The sequence below is a fragment of the Stappia sp. WLB 29 genome (assembly GCF_023507705.1).
Taxonomy (GTDB): domain Bacteria; phylum Pseudomonadota; class Alphaproteobacteria; order Rhizobiales; family Stappiaceae; genus Stappia.
On the sequence record NZ_JALBGD010000012.1, the window covers coordinates 1 to 12,849 of the forward strand.

Annotated in this window: 10 protein-coding genes; 5 read left to right on the top strand and 5 right to left on the bottom strand. The window is 68.9% G+C overall.

Going from position 1 to position 12,849, the window contains the following annotated elements; all coding sequences use genetic code 11:
* Positions 1-54: 54 nt before the first annotated feature.
* The gene (gene iolG, locus MNI96_RS19100) at positions 55-1,053 is read right to left on the bottom strand and encodes an inositol 2-dehydrogenase (RefSeq protein ID WP_249695732.1); all 999 of its coding nucleotides are present in this window, start codon (positions 1,051-1,053) and stop codon (positions 55-57) included.
* 164 nt (positions 1,054-1,217) lie between these two features.
* Between iolG and MNI96_RS19105 the strand changes: the two genes are divergently transcribed.
* On the top strand, positions 1,218-2,345 hold the full coding sequence (locus MNI96_RS19105; protein WP_249695733.1) for a Gfo/Idh/MocA family protein: 1,128 nt from the start codon (positions 1,218-1,220) through the stop codon (positions 2,343-2,345).
* Here the strand turns inward: MNI96_RS19105 and MNI96_RS19110 are convergent, their stop codons facing one another.
* On the bottom strand, positions 2,346-3,755 hold the full coding sequence (locus tag MNI96_RS19110) for an aminotransferase-like domain-containing protein (RefSeq protein WP_249695734.1): 1,410 nt from the start codon (positions 3,753-3,755) through the stop codon (positions 2,346-2,348).
* Positions 3,756-3,875: 120 nt separating this feature from the next.
* Between MNI96_RS19110 and MNI96_RS19115 the strand changes: the two genes are divergently transcribed.
* A complete protein-coding gene (locus MNI96_RS19115; RefSeq protein WP_249695735.1) occupies positions 3,876-4,736 on the top strand; it encodes a DMT family transporter in 861 nt (286 codons plus the stop codon).
* A gap of 7 nt (positions 4,737-4,743) precedes the next feature.
* Here MNI96_RS19115 and MNI96_RS19120 read toward each other — a convergent pair whose 3' ends face one another.
* Positions 4,744-5,625, bottom strand: a complete 882-nt coding sequence (locus MNI96_RS19120; protein ID WP_249695736.1) for a LysR family transcriptional regulator — start codon at positions 5,623-5,625, stop codon at positions 4,744-4,746.
* Positions 5,626-5,813: 188 nt separating this feature from the next.
* Between MNI96_RS19120 and MNI96_RS19125 the strand changes: the two genes are divergently transcribed.
* The 3 genes from MNI96_RS19125 to MNI96_RS19135 all read left to right on the top strand — a co-directional run bounded on the left by MNI96_RS19125 (position 5,814) and on the right by MNI96_RS19135 (position 10,108).
* A complete protein-coding gene (locus MNI96_RS19125) occupies positions 5,814-7,313 on the top strand; it encodes a CoA-acylating methylmalonate-semialdehyde dehydrogenase (protein ID WP_249695738.1) in 1,500 nt (499 codons plus the stop codon).
* Between the two features lie 455 nt (positions 7,314-7,768).
* The gene (locus MNI96_RS19130) at positions 7,769-8,962 is read left to right on the top strand and encodes an acetyl-CoA C-acyltransferase family protein (RefSeq protein WP_249695739.1); all 1,194 of its coding nucleotides are present in this window, start codon (positions 7,769-7,771) and stop codon (positions 8,960-8,962) included.
* A 138-nt stretch (positions 8,963-9,100) separates the two neighbouring features.
* The gene (locus MNI96_RS19135; RefSeq protein ID WP_249695740.1) at positions 9,101-10,108 is read left to right on the top strand and encodes a ChaN family lipoprotein; all 1,008 of its coding nucleotides are present in this window, start codon (positions 9,101-9,103) and stop codon (positions 10,106-10,108) included.
* A gap of 19 nt (positions 10,109-10,127) precedes the next feature.
* On the opposite strand, the gene MNI96_RS19140 is transcribed toward MNI96_RS19135, so the two are convergent.
* Together MNI96_RS19140 and MNI96_RS19145 are read right to left on the bottom strand one after the other, a co-directional pair.
* Positions 10,128-10,505, bottom strand: a complete 378-nt coding sequence (locus MNI96_RS19140) for a hypothetical protein (protein WP_249695741.1) — start codon at positions 10,503-10,505, stop codon at positions 10,128-10,130.
* Positions 10,506-10,579: 74 nt separating this feature from the next.
* Entirely contained in the window at positions 10,580-12,706 is a 2,127-nt protein-coding gene (locus MNI96_RS19145) for a potassium/proton antiporter (RefSeq protein WP_249695742.1), read from the bottom strand.
* Between the last annotated feature and the right edge of the window lie 143 nt (positions 12,707-12,849).

Below are 12,849 nucleotides of genomic sequence, written 5' to 3' on the forward strand. Positions count from 1 at the left end.
CCACCTCAACGATATGAGTTGATGACCCCCGAGAGGGAGACGACGCCAGCCCCCCTAAAGCCGCACCGGCTGGCCGCTCTGCGCCGACAGAGTTGCCGCGTCGGCGAGCCGCTGCGCCATCAGCCCGTCATGGCCGCTCGGCGAGGGGGCGGTGGTGCCGCGCGCGCAGTCGATGAAGGCGGAAAGCTGCAGCCGGTAGGCTTGCGCGTAGCGCTCCAGGAAGAAGTGCTGCACCGGGTCGGCGGTGAAGCCCGACGCGGTCGCCAGTTCCACGGTCGTCTCGTGCTGGTTGCCGGCGCGCAGCAGGCCGAGCGAGCCATGCACCTCCACCCGCTGGTCGTAGCCGTAGGTGGCGCGGCGCGAGTTGGAGATCTGGCAGATCTTGCCGCGCGCGGTCTTCAGCAGCACCGCGGCCGTGTCGACGTCGCCCGCCTTGCCGATCTCAGGGTCGACGAGGGCGGAGCCGACCGCATGGACCTCCACCGGCTCGTCGCCGAGCAGGAAGCGCGCCATGTCGAAGTCGTGGATCATCATGTCGCGGAACAGGCCGCCGGAGCGCTCGATATAGGAGACCGGCGGCGGGGAGGGGTCGCGCGACAGGATCGTCACCAGCTCGACCTCGCCGATCCGCCCTTCCGCAATGCGCGCGCGCAGGGAGGCGAAGTTCGGATCGAAGCGGCGGTTGAAGCCGATGAACAGCGGCACGCCCGCCGCCTTCACCACCTCGAGCACGCCCTCGATCCGCTGCGCCGACATATCCACCGGCTTCTCGCAGAAGATCGCCTTGCCGGCCCTGGCGGCGCGCTCGATGAAATCGGCATGCGTGTCGGTCGGCGAGGCGATCAGCACCGCGTTCGAGCCCTTGCCCTCCAGCGCCTCGTCCAGCGAGATCACTGGCGCGCCGAGGCGCGTTGCAAGGGTCGCGGCCGCCACCTCCATCGCATCGCAGATGCCGGCCAGCTTGACGTCGTTGGTCTCCGCCGCGCGCGCGGCCAGATTCGCGGCATGGATCTGGCCGATCCGCCCCGCACCGATGACTGCTACAGACAGCAAGGCTCCCCTCCTTTCAGGGAATGTTTATTCCATATTGACGCAATCATAGAATTTGCGTTTCATCCATGCAAGATCATGCAAGGTCGACCGAAGGGGGTGCCGGGCGTTACGCACCGGTTTTTGTCCTTAAGGTCGGCAGCGCACTGTCGCAGGGAGACGAGGCGATGACCAGTCCGGACGGGTCCCTCGGTGTCGGCCTCATCGGCACCGGCTACATGGGCAAATGCCACGCGCTGGCCTGGAATGCGGTGCGGGCCGTCTTCGGCGATGTCGTCCGCCCGAGGCTCGAAATGCTGGCCGAGGTCAGCGAGGATCTCGCCCGCCAGCGCGCCTCGGCCTTCGGCTTTGCCCGCGCGACGTCCGACTGGCGGGCGCTGGTGAGCGATCCTTCCGTCGATGTGGTGTCGATCACGACGCCAAACGCCTTTCATCCGGAGATGGCCATCGCCGCGCTGCAGGCCGGCAAGCATGTGTGGTGCGAAAAGCCGATGGCGCCGGCGCTTGCCGATGCGCAAGCCATGCTGGCGGCGGCGCGCAGCAGCGGGCGCATCGCGGCGCTCGGCTACAACTACATCCAGAACCCGGCCTTTCGCGAGATCGCCCGCATGATCGCGGACGGTGCCATCGGCGAGCCCATCCAGTTCCGCGCCGAGATGGACGAGGACTTCATGGCCGATCCGGAGCAGACTTTCTATTGGAAGAGCGAGGCGAGTTCCGGCTACGGCGCGCTCGACGATTTCGCCGTGCATCCGCTGTCGCTGGCGCACCGGTTGTTCGGCAAGGCCGAGCGGGTGTTCTGCGACATGGCGAAACCCTATGCCACCCGGCCGTTGGCCGAGGGCGGACGCCGCGCCGTGGAAACCCACGACATGGCCAACCTTCTCCTGCGTTTTTCCGGTGGGCTGCAGGCGAGCCTCCTGGTCAACCGCTCCGCCTGGGGGCGCAAGGGACGCATCGCGCTGCAGGTCTTCGGCTCGAAGGGCTCGATCCTCTACGACCAGGAGCGGATGAACGAGATCGAGCTGTACAGCGCGACCGGAGATCCGGCCCGCCAGGGCTTCACCCGCATTCTCACCGGCCCCGCGCACCCGCCCTATGGCAGCTTCGTGCCCGCGCCCGGCCACGGCCTCGGCTTCAACGATCTCAAGGCGATCGAATGCCGCGAGCTGATCCGCCTCATCAAGGGCGAGCCGGCGGGCCTGATCACCTTCGAGGAGGGATTGGAGATCGAGCGCACGGTCCATGCCGCGGCCCGGTCCTTTGCCAGCGGCGGCTGGGAGGAGGTCGGCTGATCACGCGTCTTGCGTGCGGATCTGGCGCGCCTCGGACAGCGCTTCTTTCAGCACCGCATCGACCTGCGGCCCGCCCATCTGGCTGACGTTGAAGCGCATGAACGCGGTCTGCGTCTGCGCCGCGCTGAAGGCATTGCCCGGCGCCAGCACGATGCCCCGCTTCAGCGCGGCGCGGGCGACATCGGCCGCGTCCAGATCCTCCGGCAGCCGGCACCACAGGTAGAAGCCGCCGCGCGGCTCCAGCCAGGGGGTGATGCCGAGCGCGCCGAGCCGCAGGGCCGCCTGCCGCCGCGCCTTGGCGAGGCGCGTCTGAAGGGCCGCGACATGCTTGCGGTAGCCGCCGTCGGCGAGAACGCAGCGCAGCAGTTCGGCCGCCATCGGGCTCGGCCCGCCGAAATTCGTCGCCACTTGCAGGTCGATCAGGGCGGAGATCCAGTCGGGCCGGGCGGCGATATAGCCGCAACGCGCCGAGGCCGACAGCGTCTTGGAAAAGCTGCCGATGCGGATCACCCGCTCCAGCCCGTCGAGCGCGGCAAGGCGGGGGGAGGGCTCCGGCTCGAAGGCGGCGAAGATGTCGTCCTCGATGATCGTGAGGTCGTGCTGGCCGGCAAGCACCAGCAGGCGGTGCGCAACCTGCGCGGAGAGGGTCGCGCCGGTCGGGTTGTGCAGGGCCGAGTTGGTGAGGTAGAGGCGCGGCCGCGCGCTGGCGAGCACCTGCGCAAACCGCTCCGTGTCGGGGCCTTGCGGGGTGTAGGGCACGCCGACGATCCGCACCTGATGCGCCCGCAGCAGGGCCTGGAAGTTGAAGTAGCAGGGATCGTCGACCAGCACCGTGTCACCGGGGCGCAGCAGCAGCCGGCAGATCAGGTCCATGGCTTGCGTGCCCGAACCGGCCAGCAGGATGCGGTCGGGCGGTACGTCCAGCCCCTGCTCGGCAAGATCGCGGGCGATCAGGCGGCGCAGCTCGCCCTGACCCTGCGCGCTGCCGTAGTCGGCGAGCGTTTCCGCCTCCACCCGCGACAGGGCGCGCAGGGCGCGGCGCAGGGCGTCGGTCGGCATCCAGTCGGCCGGCAGCCAGCCGCAGCCGGGCTTGGGCAGGGCAGGGTCCGCATCCAGAGCCTGCCGGGAGATCCAGAACGGATCGATGGCGCGGTCGAGCCGTGCTCCCGCCGTGGCGACCTGCAAGGGCGGCGGCGTGCCCAGCACGAAGAAGCCGGAGCCGCGCCGGGCCTCGATCAACCCGTCGGCGGCCAGCCGGTCATAGGCCTCCACAACGGTGGAGGGAGAGACCTGCATGGAGGCGGCGAGCCCGCGGATCGAGGGAAGCCGCTCGCCCGGCGTCAGCGTCCGCGTCTCGATCCGCCGTCGGATCGCGGCCATCACGGTTTGCGTGCGGGTGCCGCGGCTCATTCTGTCGCCATCTGTATGGTCCGTTGCATCGATACAGTTCGGAGTGATTGTACTGGTCTGTACCTGTCTCCGCCAGCGCTCCTGCGCCACACATTGCGGATGACGGGCAGGAACAACGGCATGCACGCACCTCTCGCCGCCTGGGGCAACGGCCTCCTTGGCGTTCTGATCTTCAGCGGCTCGCTGCCGGCGACCCGCGTTGCGGTCGGCGGCTTCAGTCCGCTGTTCCTCACCTCGGCGCGTGCGGTGCTGGCGGCGCTGCTGGCCGGCGCGATCCTGCTCGTGCTGCGCCAGAAGCGCCCGGCACCGGGCGATGTGGGGCCGCTGGCGCTGGTGGCGCTCGGCGTCGTCGTCGGCTTCCCGCTGCTCACCGCGATGGCGCTGGAGCATGTCACCGCGGCCCATTCCATCGTCTTCATCGGGTTGTTGCCGCTGGCGACGGCGATCTTCGGCGTCTTGCGCGGCGGCGAGCGCCCGCGTCCGCTGTTCTGGGCGTTTTCCGGCGCCGGCGCGCTGGCCGTCGCCCTCTTCGCTCTTGAGGGCAATGGCGAGGTCTCGCTGGTCGGCGATCTCCTGATGCTCGCCGCGATCCTCGTCTGCGGCTTCGGGTATGCGGAAGGGGCGCGGCTGGCGCGCCGTCTCGGCGGCTGGCAGGTGATCTGCTGGGCGCTGGTGTTCTCGCTGCCGCCGATGCTGGCGCTGGCCCTGCTGGTCCATCCGCAGACCCTTGCCGGCATCGCGCTGCCCGCCTGGGCCGGCCTTGCCTATGTCTCGGTCTTCTCGATGCTGGTCGGCTTCTTCTTCTGGTATCGCGGGCTGGCGCTCGGCGGCATTGCCGGCGTCGGCCAGTTGCAGCTGTTGCAGCCCTTTTTCGGCCTGCTGCTGGCCGGCCTGCTGCTCGGCGAGCCGGTCGCCCCGTCGATGATCGCCGTCACCGTCTTCGTCGTGGCCTGCGTCGTCGGCGCCCGCCGCCAGGCCTGACACGCGGTCAGGAGAAGATCCCGCGCTCGCTCGCCACCGTCTCGGAGATGAAATCCGCGACCACGCGCACCCGCCCGAGGTCGCGGACGCTCTCGTGCAGCACCAGCCAGTAGCCGCGCGAGATCGTGCGCTCGGGCAGGACCTGCACCAGGTCCGGGTCGCTGCGGGCGATGAAGGCATGCAGGATGCCGATGCCGGCACCGGAGCGCACCGCCTCGGTCTGGCCGAGCGCGGAGGCGATCTCGAAGCGCGGCTGGAAGGCGCGGTCGATCTCCTCGGCATAGGCGAGCGCACCGGAATAGACCAGATCCTCCACATAGCCGACCAGCGCGTGCGACTTGAGATCCGCCGCGGTCTGCGGCGTGCCGGCCCGGGCGAGATAGGCGCGCGAGGCATAAAGCCCGAGCGTGTAGTCGACCAGTTTGCGCGCCACCAGCCGGCCGTGGTCCGGCCGCTCCACGGTGATGGCGATGTCCGCCTCGCGCCGCGACAGGGAGACCGCGCGGGGAACGGGGACGAGCTGCAGCGTCAGGGCCGGATGGCGCTCGGTCAAGGTGCCGAGACGCGGGGCGAGAAAGGCGACGCCGAAACCGTCGGGCGCGCCGATCCGCACCGTGCCGGAGACTGCGACATCCGCATCGCCGATCTCGGCGCGCGCGCCCAGCATCTCCGCTTCGATCCGCTCGGCGGTGGCGAGGAACCGCTCGCCCGCCGTCGTCAGCGCCGATCCGGTGGTGCGCCGGTCGACCAGCTTGACGCCGAGATCGTCCTCCAGCGCGCCGAGGCGGCGGGCGACGGTCGCATGATTGACGCCGAGCGCCCTTGCGGCGGCCAGCAATTGTCCGCTGCGCGCCACGGCGAGGAAAATGCGTGTATCGTCCCAGTTCATGCGCAATCTCCGAAAAGCCTGGCTCAGGGCTAGCACGACTATAAAATACGCACAACGGATGCGGCTTTCCGCCTATTGCGCGCAACAAAAAACGAAGGCATGACAATGTCAGCCTCGAACGCGGCATCTGGCCGCGAGAAGGTGCGCGCTCCATCGTGCGGGCTGCGCCACAAGGGAGAGAACGACCCATGAAGACAATCGGACATTTCATCGGCGGCAAGCATGTCGAGGGCACCTCGGGCCGGTTCGCCGACGTCTACAATCCGGCCACCGGCGAGGTTCAGGCCAAGGTGGCGCTCGCCTCGCAGGCAGAGCTGCGCGCCGCGGTCGAGAACGCCGCTGCCGCCCAGCCCGCATGGGCCGCCCAGAACCCGCAGAAGCGCGCCCGCGTGCTGATGAAGTTCGTCGACCTGCTGCATCGCGACATGGACAAGCTCGCCGAGGCGCTGTCGCGCGAGCACGGCAAGACCATTCCGGACGCCAAGGGCGACGTCATCCGCGGTCTCGAGGTCGCCGAGTTCTGCATCGGCGCGCCGCACCTGCTGAAGGGCGAGTTCACGGAAGGCGCCGGCCCCGGCATCGACATGTATTCGATGCGCCAGCCGCTGGGCGTCGTTGCCGGCATCACGCCGTTCAACTTCCCGGCGATGATCCCGATGTGGAAGTTCTGCCCGGCGATTGCCGCCGGCAACGCCTTCATCCTGAAGCCGTCGGAGCGCGATCCGTCCGTGCCGATGATGCTGGCCGAGCTGATGATCGAGGCGGGCCTGCCGGCCGGCGTCCTCAACGTCGTCAACGGCGACAAGGAAGCGGTCGACGGCGTGCTGGACGATCCGGACATCATGGCGGTCGGCTTCGTCGGCTCCACCTCCATCGCGGCCTATGTCTATTCGCGTGCCACCGCCAACGGCAAGCGGGCGCAGTGCTTCGGCGGCGCCAAGAACCACATGATCATCATGCCGGATGCCGACATGGACCAGGCCGCCGATGCGCTGATCGGCGCCGGCTACGGTGCCGCCGGCGAGCGCTGCATGGCGATCTCGGTCGCCGTCCCGGTCGGCGAGGAAGCCGCCAACGCGCTGATGCAGCGCCTGATCCCGCGCGTCGAAGCGCTGAAGATCGGGCCTTACACGGCCGGCAACGATGTCGATTTCGGCCCGCTCGTCACCGCCCAGGCGCTGGCCCGCGTCAAGGGGCTGGTCGACCAGGGCGTGAAGGAAGGCGCGACGCTCGCCGTCGACGGCCGCAACTTCACCATGCAGGGCTACGAGAACGGCTACTTCATGGGCGGCTGCCTGTTCGACAACGTCACCAAGGACATGTCGATCTACAAGGAAGAGATCTTCGGCCCGGTGCTCTCGGTCGTCCGCGCCAAGGACTACGACGAGGCGCTCGACCTGCCGATGAGCCACGAATACGGCAACGGCACCGCGATCTTCACCCGCGACGGCGACACCGCCCGCGACTTCGCCAGCCGCATCAACATCGGCATGGTCGGCATCAACGTGCCGATCCCGGTGCCGCTCGCCTACCACACGTTCGGCGGCTGGAAGAAGTCCGGCTTCGGCGATCTCAACCAGCACGGCCCGGATGCGTTCCGCTTCTACACGCGGACCAAGACGGTGACCTCGCGCTGGCCGTCGGGCCTGAAGGACGGCGCCGAGTTCGTCATCCCGACGATGAAGTGAGCCCCGGTCGGGCGCAGCCCGAGCCATCGCCCCAGTGGGGCGATGGCAGGGGCGAACGCGGTCGAGTGTAAGCGGGCGTCAGCCCGCGTCGAGACCGCAACCCGGTCGGGCGAACGCGGTCGAGTGTAAGCAGGCGCCAGCCTGCGCCACGACCGCCAAACCCTGTCGGACGACCACAAAATCAAACCCGCTCCGGCCCCGCCGGGGCGGGTTTTTTCGTGCGGGGCGGTGAGGAACGGGCTCGGGCGGTGGCAGGCGTGTCGCGGTTTGCGAACAGGCACCGGTGCGATGTGCGGGACGCCCGCTTCGCCAATAAGTCGTCTTGCTAAATATGCCGAGGCTTGTTTACGTGTCGCGCTGGGGCAAGCTGGGCTGGCATCGAGGGCGCGTTCCTCGGTCCTGCCGACTATCGACGGAAAATTCACAGGTCGGGCAAGACGGAAGCGAGCAGATCAATGTCGAAGCGTGAAGTGGTGTTCCTGTCGGGTGTGCGTACGGCCATCGGGTCGTTCGGCGGTGCCTTGAAAACCGTGCCGCCGACGGAGCTCGGTGCCAAGGTCGCGGCCGAAGCGCTGCGCCGCTCTAGCGTTGCGCCGCAGGAAATCGGCCATGTCGTCTTCGGCCATGTCATCAACACCGAGCCGCGGGACATGTATCTGGCGCGCGTTGCGGCGGTGGATGCCGGCATCCCGGTGGAGACCCCGGCGCTGACGCTGAACCGGCTCTGCGGTTCGGGCGCGCAGGCCATCGTCTCGGCGGCGCAGTCTATCCTGCTGGGCGATGCCGACTATGCGCTGGCGGGCGGTGCCGAATCCATGAGCCGTGCCCCGTTCTCCAGCCCCGGTGCCCGCTTCGGCGTGAAGATGGGCGACGCCGTGATGCACGACATGATGCTCGGCGCCCTCAACGATCCCTTCGGCGGCGGCCACATGGGCATCACGGCGGAGAATGTCGCCGAACGCTACAACATCAGCCGCGAGGCGCAGGATTCGCTCGCCGTGGAGAGCCAGCACCGGGCAGGGCTCGCCATCCGGGACGGGCGCTTCAAGGAACAGATCCTGCCGATCGAGGTGCAGGCCGGACGCACCTCCGTCACCTTCGACACCGACGAGCACGTGCGCCCCGACACTTCGCCCTCGACGCTCAGCGGCTTGCGCCCGGTCTTCCGCAAGGACGGCTCGGTGACCGCCGGCAACTCGTCCGGCATCAACGACGGTGCGGCGGCCGTGGTGCTGGCCGACCGGGAACTGGCGGAGGCGCGCGGACTGAAGCCGATGGCGCGGCTGGTCGGCTATGCCCATGCCGGCGTCGAGCCGGACGTGATGGGCATCGGCCCGGTTCCGGCGGTGCAGAAGCTGTTCGAGAAGACCGGCCTCACCGCGGCCGATTTCGACCTCGTCGAGTCGAACGAGGCCTTCGCGGCGCAGGCCTGCGCGGTCATGCGCGAGCTCGGCTTCCCCTCCGACCGGGTCAATCCCAACGGCGGCGCCATCGCGCTCGGCCATCCGGTCGGCGCCACCGGCTGCATTATCACGGTGAAGGCGCTCTACGAGCTGGAGCGCACCGGCGGCCGCTACGGCCTTGTCACCATGTGCATCGGCGGCGGCCAGGGCATTGCGCTGGCCATCGAGAACCTCAACGCCGCCTGATCGAGCAGCCTCTCGTGCCTGGGGCCTTTCCCTTTTCCCGGAAGGCCCCATCTGCCCGTCGGACCCTATATGTCGGTTCCTGCCTCGCCGCGCGTATGGCGGGCAGGTCGTTCATTGCCCCGCGATGGAAGCGAAGACATGACCCTGTCGGCCCTGCGGCTCGCCGCCGCCCTGTTGCTCCTTCCGCTTGGCGGTCTTTCGATCGCGGGCGCCCAAGCCACGGGTGCTCCTGCCGGCGGGTTCGTGCTGACCGAGGGGGCGGACCATCCGCTGGCCGGCCGGGTCTGGTCCGTCGCAAGGTCCGCCTTCGTGCCGCCGGCCGAGGTGGAAACGGCGGTTGCCCGCGCCCGCTTCGTTCTTCTCGGCGAGATCCACGACAACCCGGACCATCACGCGCTGCAGGCGCAGCTGCTGGCGGCGGCGGGCGAGGGCGGACGCCGGCCGGCGGTCGTGCTGGAGATGCTGCCCCGCGACCGGCAGGGCGATGTCGAGGCCTATCTCGCCAGCGGCAAGGGTACGGCGGAGGGCTTCGGCGAGGCGCTCGGCTGGGCAGAGTCCGGCTGGCCGGACTATGCGATCTATCGGCCGGTGATCGAGGTTGCGGTTGCGCAGGGCCTGCCGGTCGTGGCCGGCGACACGCCGCGCGAGGAACGCCGCAAGGTCGCCGCCGAAGGGGCGGAGGCTCTGGGCGCGGAGCGGATCGCAGCCCTGCGCCTTGCCGAGCCGCTGGGCGAGGCGGCCGATGCGGTGCTGCTCGACACCCTGTTCGACGGACATTGCGCGATGATGCCGCGCGAGGCGCTGACGCCGCTCGTTGCCGTGCAGCGCCTGCGCGATGCGACGCTTGCCGATGCGATGATTTCAGGGGGGATTTCGGGGGGCGGCGAGGGAGCCGTGCTGATCGCCGGCAGCGGCCATGTCCGCAAGGATCTCGGCGTGCCGCGCTATCTCGCATGGCGCGAGCCGGATGCGGATGTCGTTGCCGTGGGGTTCGTCGAGGTGAGGGAGGGCGAGAGCGATCCGGCGCTTTACGCCGGCGGGACGGCGGATGTGCCGCCGCCTTACGACTATCTCTGGTTCACGCCCCGCAAGGATCGCGGGGATCCTTGCGAGGGACTGAAAGAGCGGTTCGGCGGCAGGAAGTGACGGCCGCAGGCGAACCGGCTCAGGGGGCAGGGGCCGTTGCTGCTCCGCTGGCGACCTTCGCGTCGTAGCACTGGCGAACTGCTTCCTTTTCGGCATCGGTCATTTCGCGCTCGCCGAGCGCAAAGCTGTCGAAGCCGAAGGGAGCGGCAACGCCGTTCGTGACGCTCACTCTCTGCCGGATCGTGGAGAAGCCCTCCAGCTTCGCCTCCTTGGTGCAATCCGAGAAGATGAAAAACTCGGGAGGAGGCCCCTGCCGCTTGGGTGCGGAGCCGCAGGCGGCAAGCAGGGAGGCAGAGGCAATGACGAGGGCAAGCGTAGTCAATCGGTGCATGCTGAACTTTCCATGACATGAAATGAAAGACATTGTGACGGCCGCACCATAGGCGAACGTCACCACGATGTCTTTTCCTCAAATCATGTTTTCGGACCTTGTGCCCTGTACCCCGGAGCCTCCGTAGGGCGGCGGCGGGATCAGCGGGTCTCGTCGTGGCCGGCGGCGGCAAGGCGCGGCGTCTCGTCGGGTCCGTCGTCCTCGCTCTTGCGTCCGCCCACGGCCTCGTCCTCGTCGTCGTCCTGGATGCTGGCCTTCGTCGTCGCGCGCGCTGGCGCGGGCGGCGGGGCGGTCGCTGTCGGGGCCGGTGCCGGAGCTTGATCGGCGGCGGTCGGTGCCTGCCCGTCCGCCTTTGCGTCAGCCTGCGGAGCGTCCGTCTCGGGGGCCTGGGCCGTCCCGGCCCTGCCTTTTCCGTCGTAGGTGCTCTTGCGCCGTGCCATCACCTTGGCGCGCGCCCGGCTGCGCCGGATGCGTCCGGCCACGCGGCGCGCGACCCTGGAAAAGTCCTCGCGCGAGAAGAAGAAGGGCAGGGTCGGTTCCGCCGGCTCGACATGCTCGACGGCAAGGCCGACGGCGGTGATGGCGTGGTCGTCGTCGATCGCGCGCACCACCAGGTCGATGTCGCCATAGGCGACGCGGTCGGTCGGCTCCACGTCGTCGCCGAGCTCGCGCATCATGAAGGCGCGCAAGGTGAGATCGGCGTCGGCCTTGTTGACGTTGAAGCCGTAGAGCGCGCCGAGTTCCGCCAGCCGCGTCTCCGGGTCGAGGTCGAAGTCGCCGAACAGCGCCGGGTCGTTCTCCTCCTGCGTCGCGGCGGCGAACAGCGTGTCGAGCACCGGCACCTGGCGCGGGCTGGCGAGGATGTAGAGCCGGTCGCCGGGCTGCGGCTTGCCGGCCTTCTGCAGGCGGATGTTGCGGCCCTCGCGCAGGATCAGCACCGGCCGCGCCCAGCGGGGAATGCGCTCGCCCCTGGCGACCGGGCTCGCCGGATGGACGGTGTAGCCGACCAGTTCCAGGTCCTGTCCGCCGGGCAGCTCCAGCTCGATCCGGTCGACCGGCCCCATGCGCGCCGGCACCGTCAGCTTCAGCCAGCGCGCCATCGGGCGGATCGTCCAGCCCTGCAGCACCAGGGAGGTCAGCACGATCAGGAAGGTGACGTTGAAGATCTCCTGCGCGTTCGGCAGGCCGGAAATCAGCGGCAGGATGGCGAGCAGGATCGACACCGCGCCGCGCAGGCCCACCCACGACACGAAGGCGATCTCGCTGCGGGAAAAGCCGAAGGGCATCAGGCACAGCCAGACCGCGAAGGGGCGGGCGAGGAAGATCAGCACGGCGGCAAGGCCGAAGCCCTGCACCGCCACGTCGCCGAACTGCGAGGGCGAGGCCAAAAGGCCGAGCGTGACGAACATGCCGATCTGGCTGAGCCAGGTCGTGCCGCCCTGGAACTTCTTGAGCGAAGGCTGCTGGCGCATGCGCACGTTGCCGCACAGGATGCCGGCGACATAGACCGCCAGGAAGCCGCTGCCGCCGACCAGGGTGGTCACGGTCATCAAGACCAGCGCCAGCGCCAGCACCAGGATGGGGTAGAGCGCGGCCTCCAGCTTGAGGCGGTTGACGATCTGCACGATGGCGTAGCCGCCGGAAAGGCCGGCCAGCAGGCCGAGCCCCATCTGGCGGACGAATTCCAGGATCATCTCGGCACCGGCCGCCGCATCCGCTTCCATCGAGCCGGCGGTGATCATGCCGATCAGGGTCACCGTGAGGAAGATGGCCATCGGGTCGTTCGAGCCGGATTCGACTTCCAGCGTCGCGGAGATCATTTCGCGCAGGTTCACCCCGCCGACCCGCAGCAGGAAGAACACCGCGGCCGCGTCGGTCGAGCCGACGATGGCGCCGAGCAGCAGGCCGTCCGTCCAGGCCCATCCGAACAGGTAATGCGCCGCGGCGCCGACGACGCCCGCCGTCAGGGCGACGCCGACGGTCGCCAGCGCCAATGCCGGCGCGGCCGCGAGGCGGAATGTCGCGAGCCGGGTGCGGAACCCGCTGTCGAACAGGATGAAGGTGAGGGCGATGGAGCCGATGAAATAGGCGGCCCTGGTGTCGGAGAAGGCGATGCCGCCCGGCCCGTCCTCGCCGGCGGCCAGACCCACCACCAGGAACACCAGCAGCAACGGTGCGCCGATGCGGAAGCTCACCAGCGACGTGAACACCGAAAGGGCGACGAGCCCGGCGGCGATCAGGATCAGCAGGTTGAGCGTTTCGAACATCGGCGGTTATTCTCCGGGCGCGGTGCGATCGCGCCGTGTCTGGACCGTGACGACCTCTCGGTTATCGGCAAATCGCGCCCGAAGCGGGGCGGAACATGGATATTGTATTGATATGAGTTAAAAAAATGGCGGTGCCAGGCACC

Coding starts and splice junctions, on each gene's coding strand:
- MNI96_RS19105 (WP_249695733.1), top strand. CDS start 1,218: ATGACCAGTCCGGACGGGTCCCTCGGTGTCGGCCTCATCGGCACCGGC.
- MNI96_RS19110 (WP_249695734.1), bottom strand. CDS start 3,755: ATGAGCCGCGGCACCCGCACGCAAACCGTGATGGCCGCGATCCGACGG.
- MNI96_RS19115 (WP_249695735.1), top strand. CDS start 3,876: ATGCACGCACCTCTCGCCGCCTGGGGCAACGGCCTCCTTGGCGTTCTG.
- MNI96_RS19120 (WP_249695736.1), bottom strand. CDS start 5,625: ATGAACTGGGACGATACACGCATTTTCCTCGCCGTGGCGCGCAGCGGA.
- MNI96_RS19125 (WP_249695738.1), top strand. CDS start 5,814: ATGAAGACAATCGGACATTTCATCGGCGGCAAGCATGTCGAGGGCACC.
- MNI96_RS19130 (WP_249695739.1), top strand. CDS start 7,769: ATGTCGAAGCGTGAAGTGGTGTTCCTGTCGGGTGTGCGTACGGCCATC.
- MNI96_RS19135 (WP_249695740.1), top strand. CDS start 9,101: ATGACCCTGTCGGCCCTGCGGCTCGCCGCCGCCCTGTTGCTCCTTCCG.
- MNI96_RS19145 (WP_249695742.1), bottom strand. CDS start 12,706: ATGTTCGAAACGCTCAACCTGCTGATCCTGATCGCCGCCGGGCTCGTC.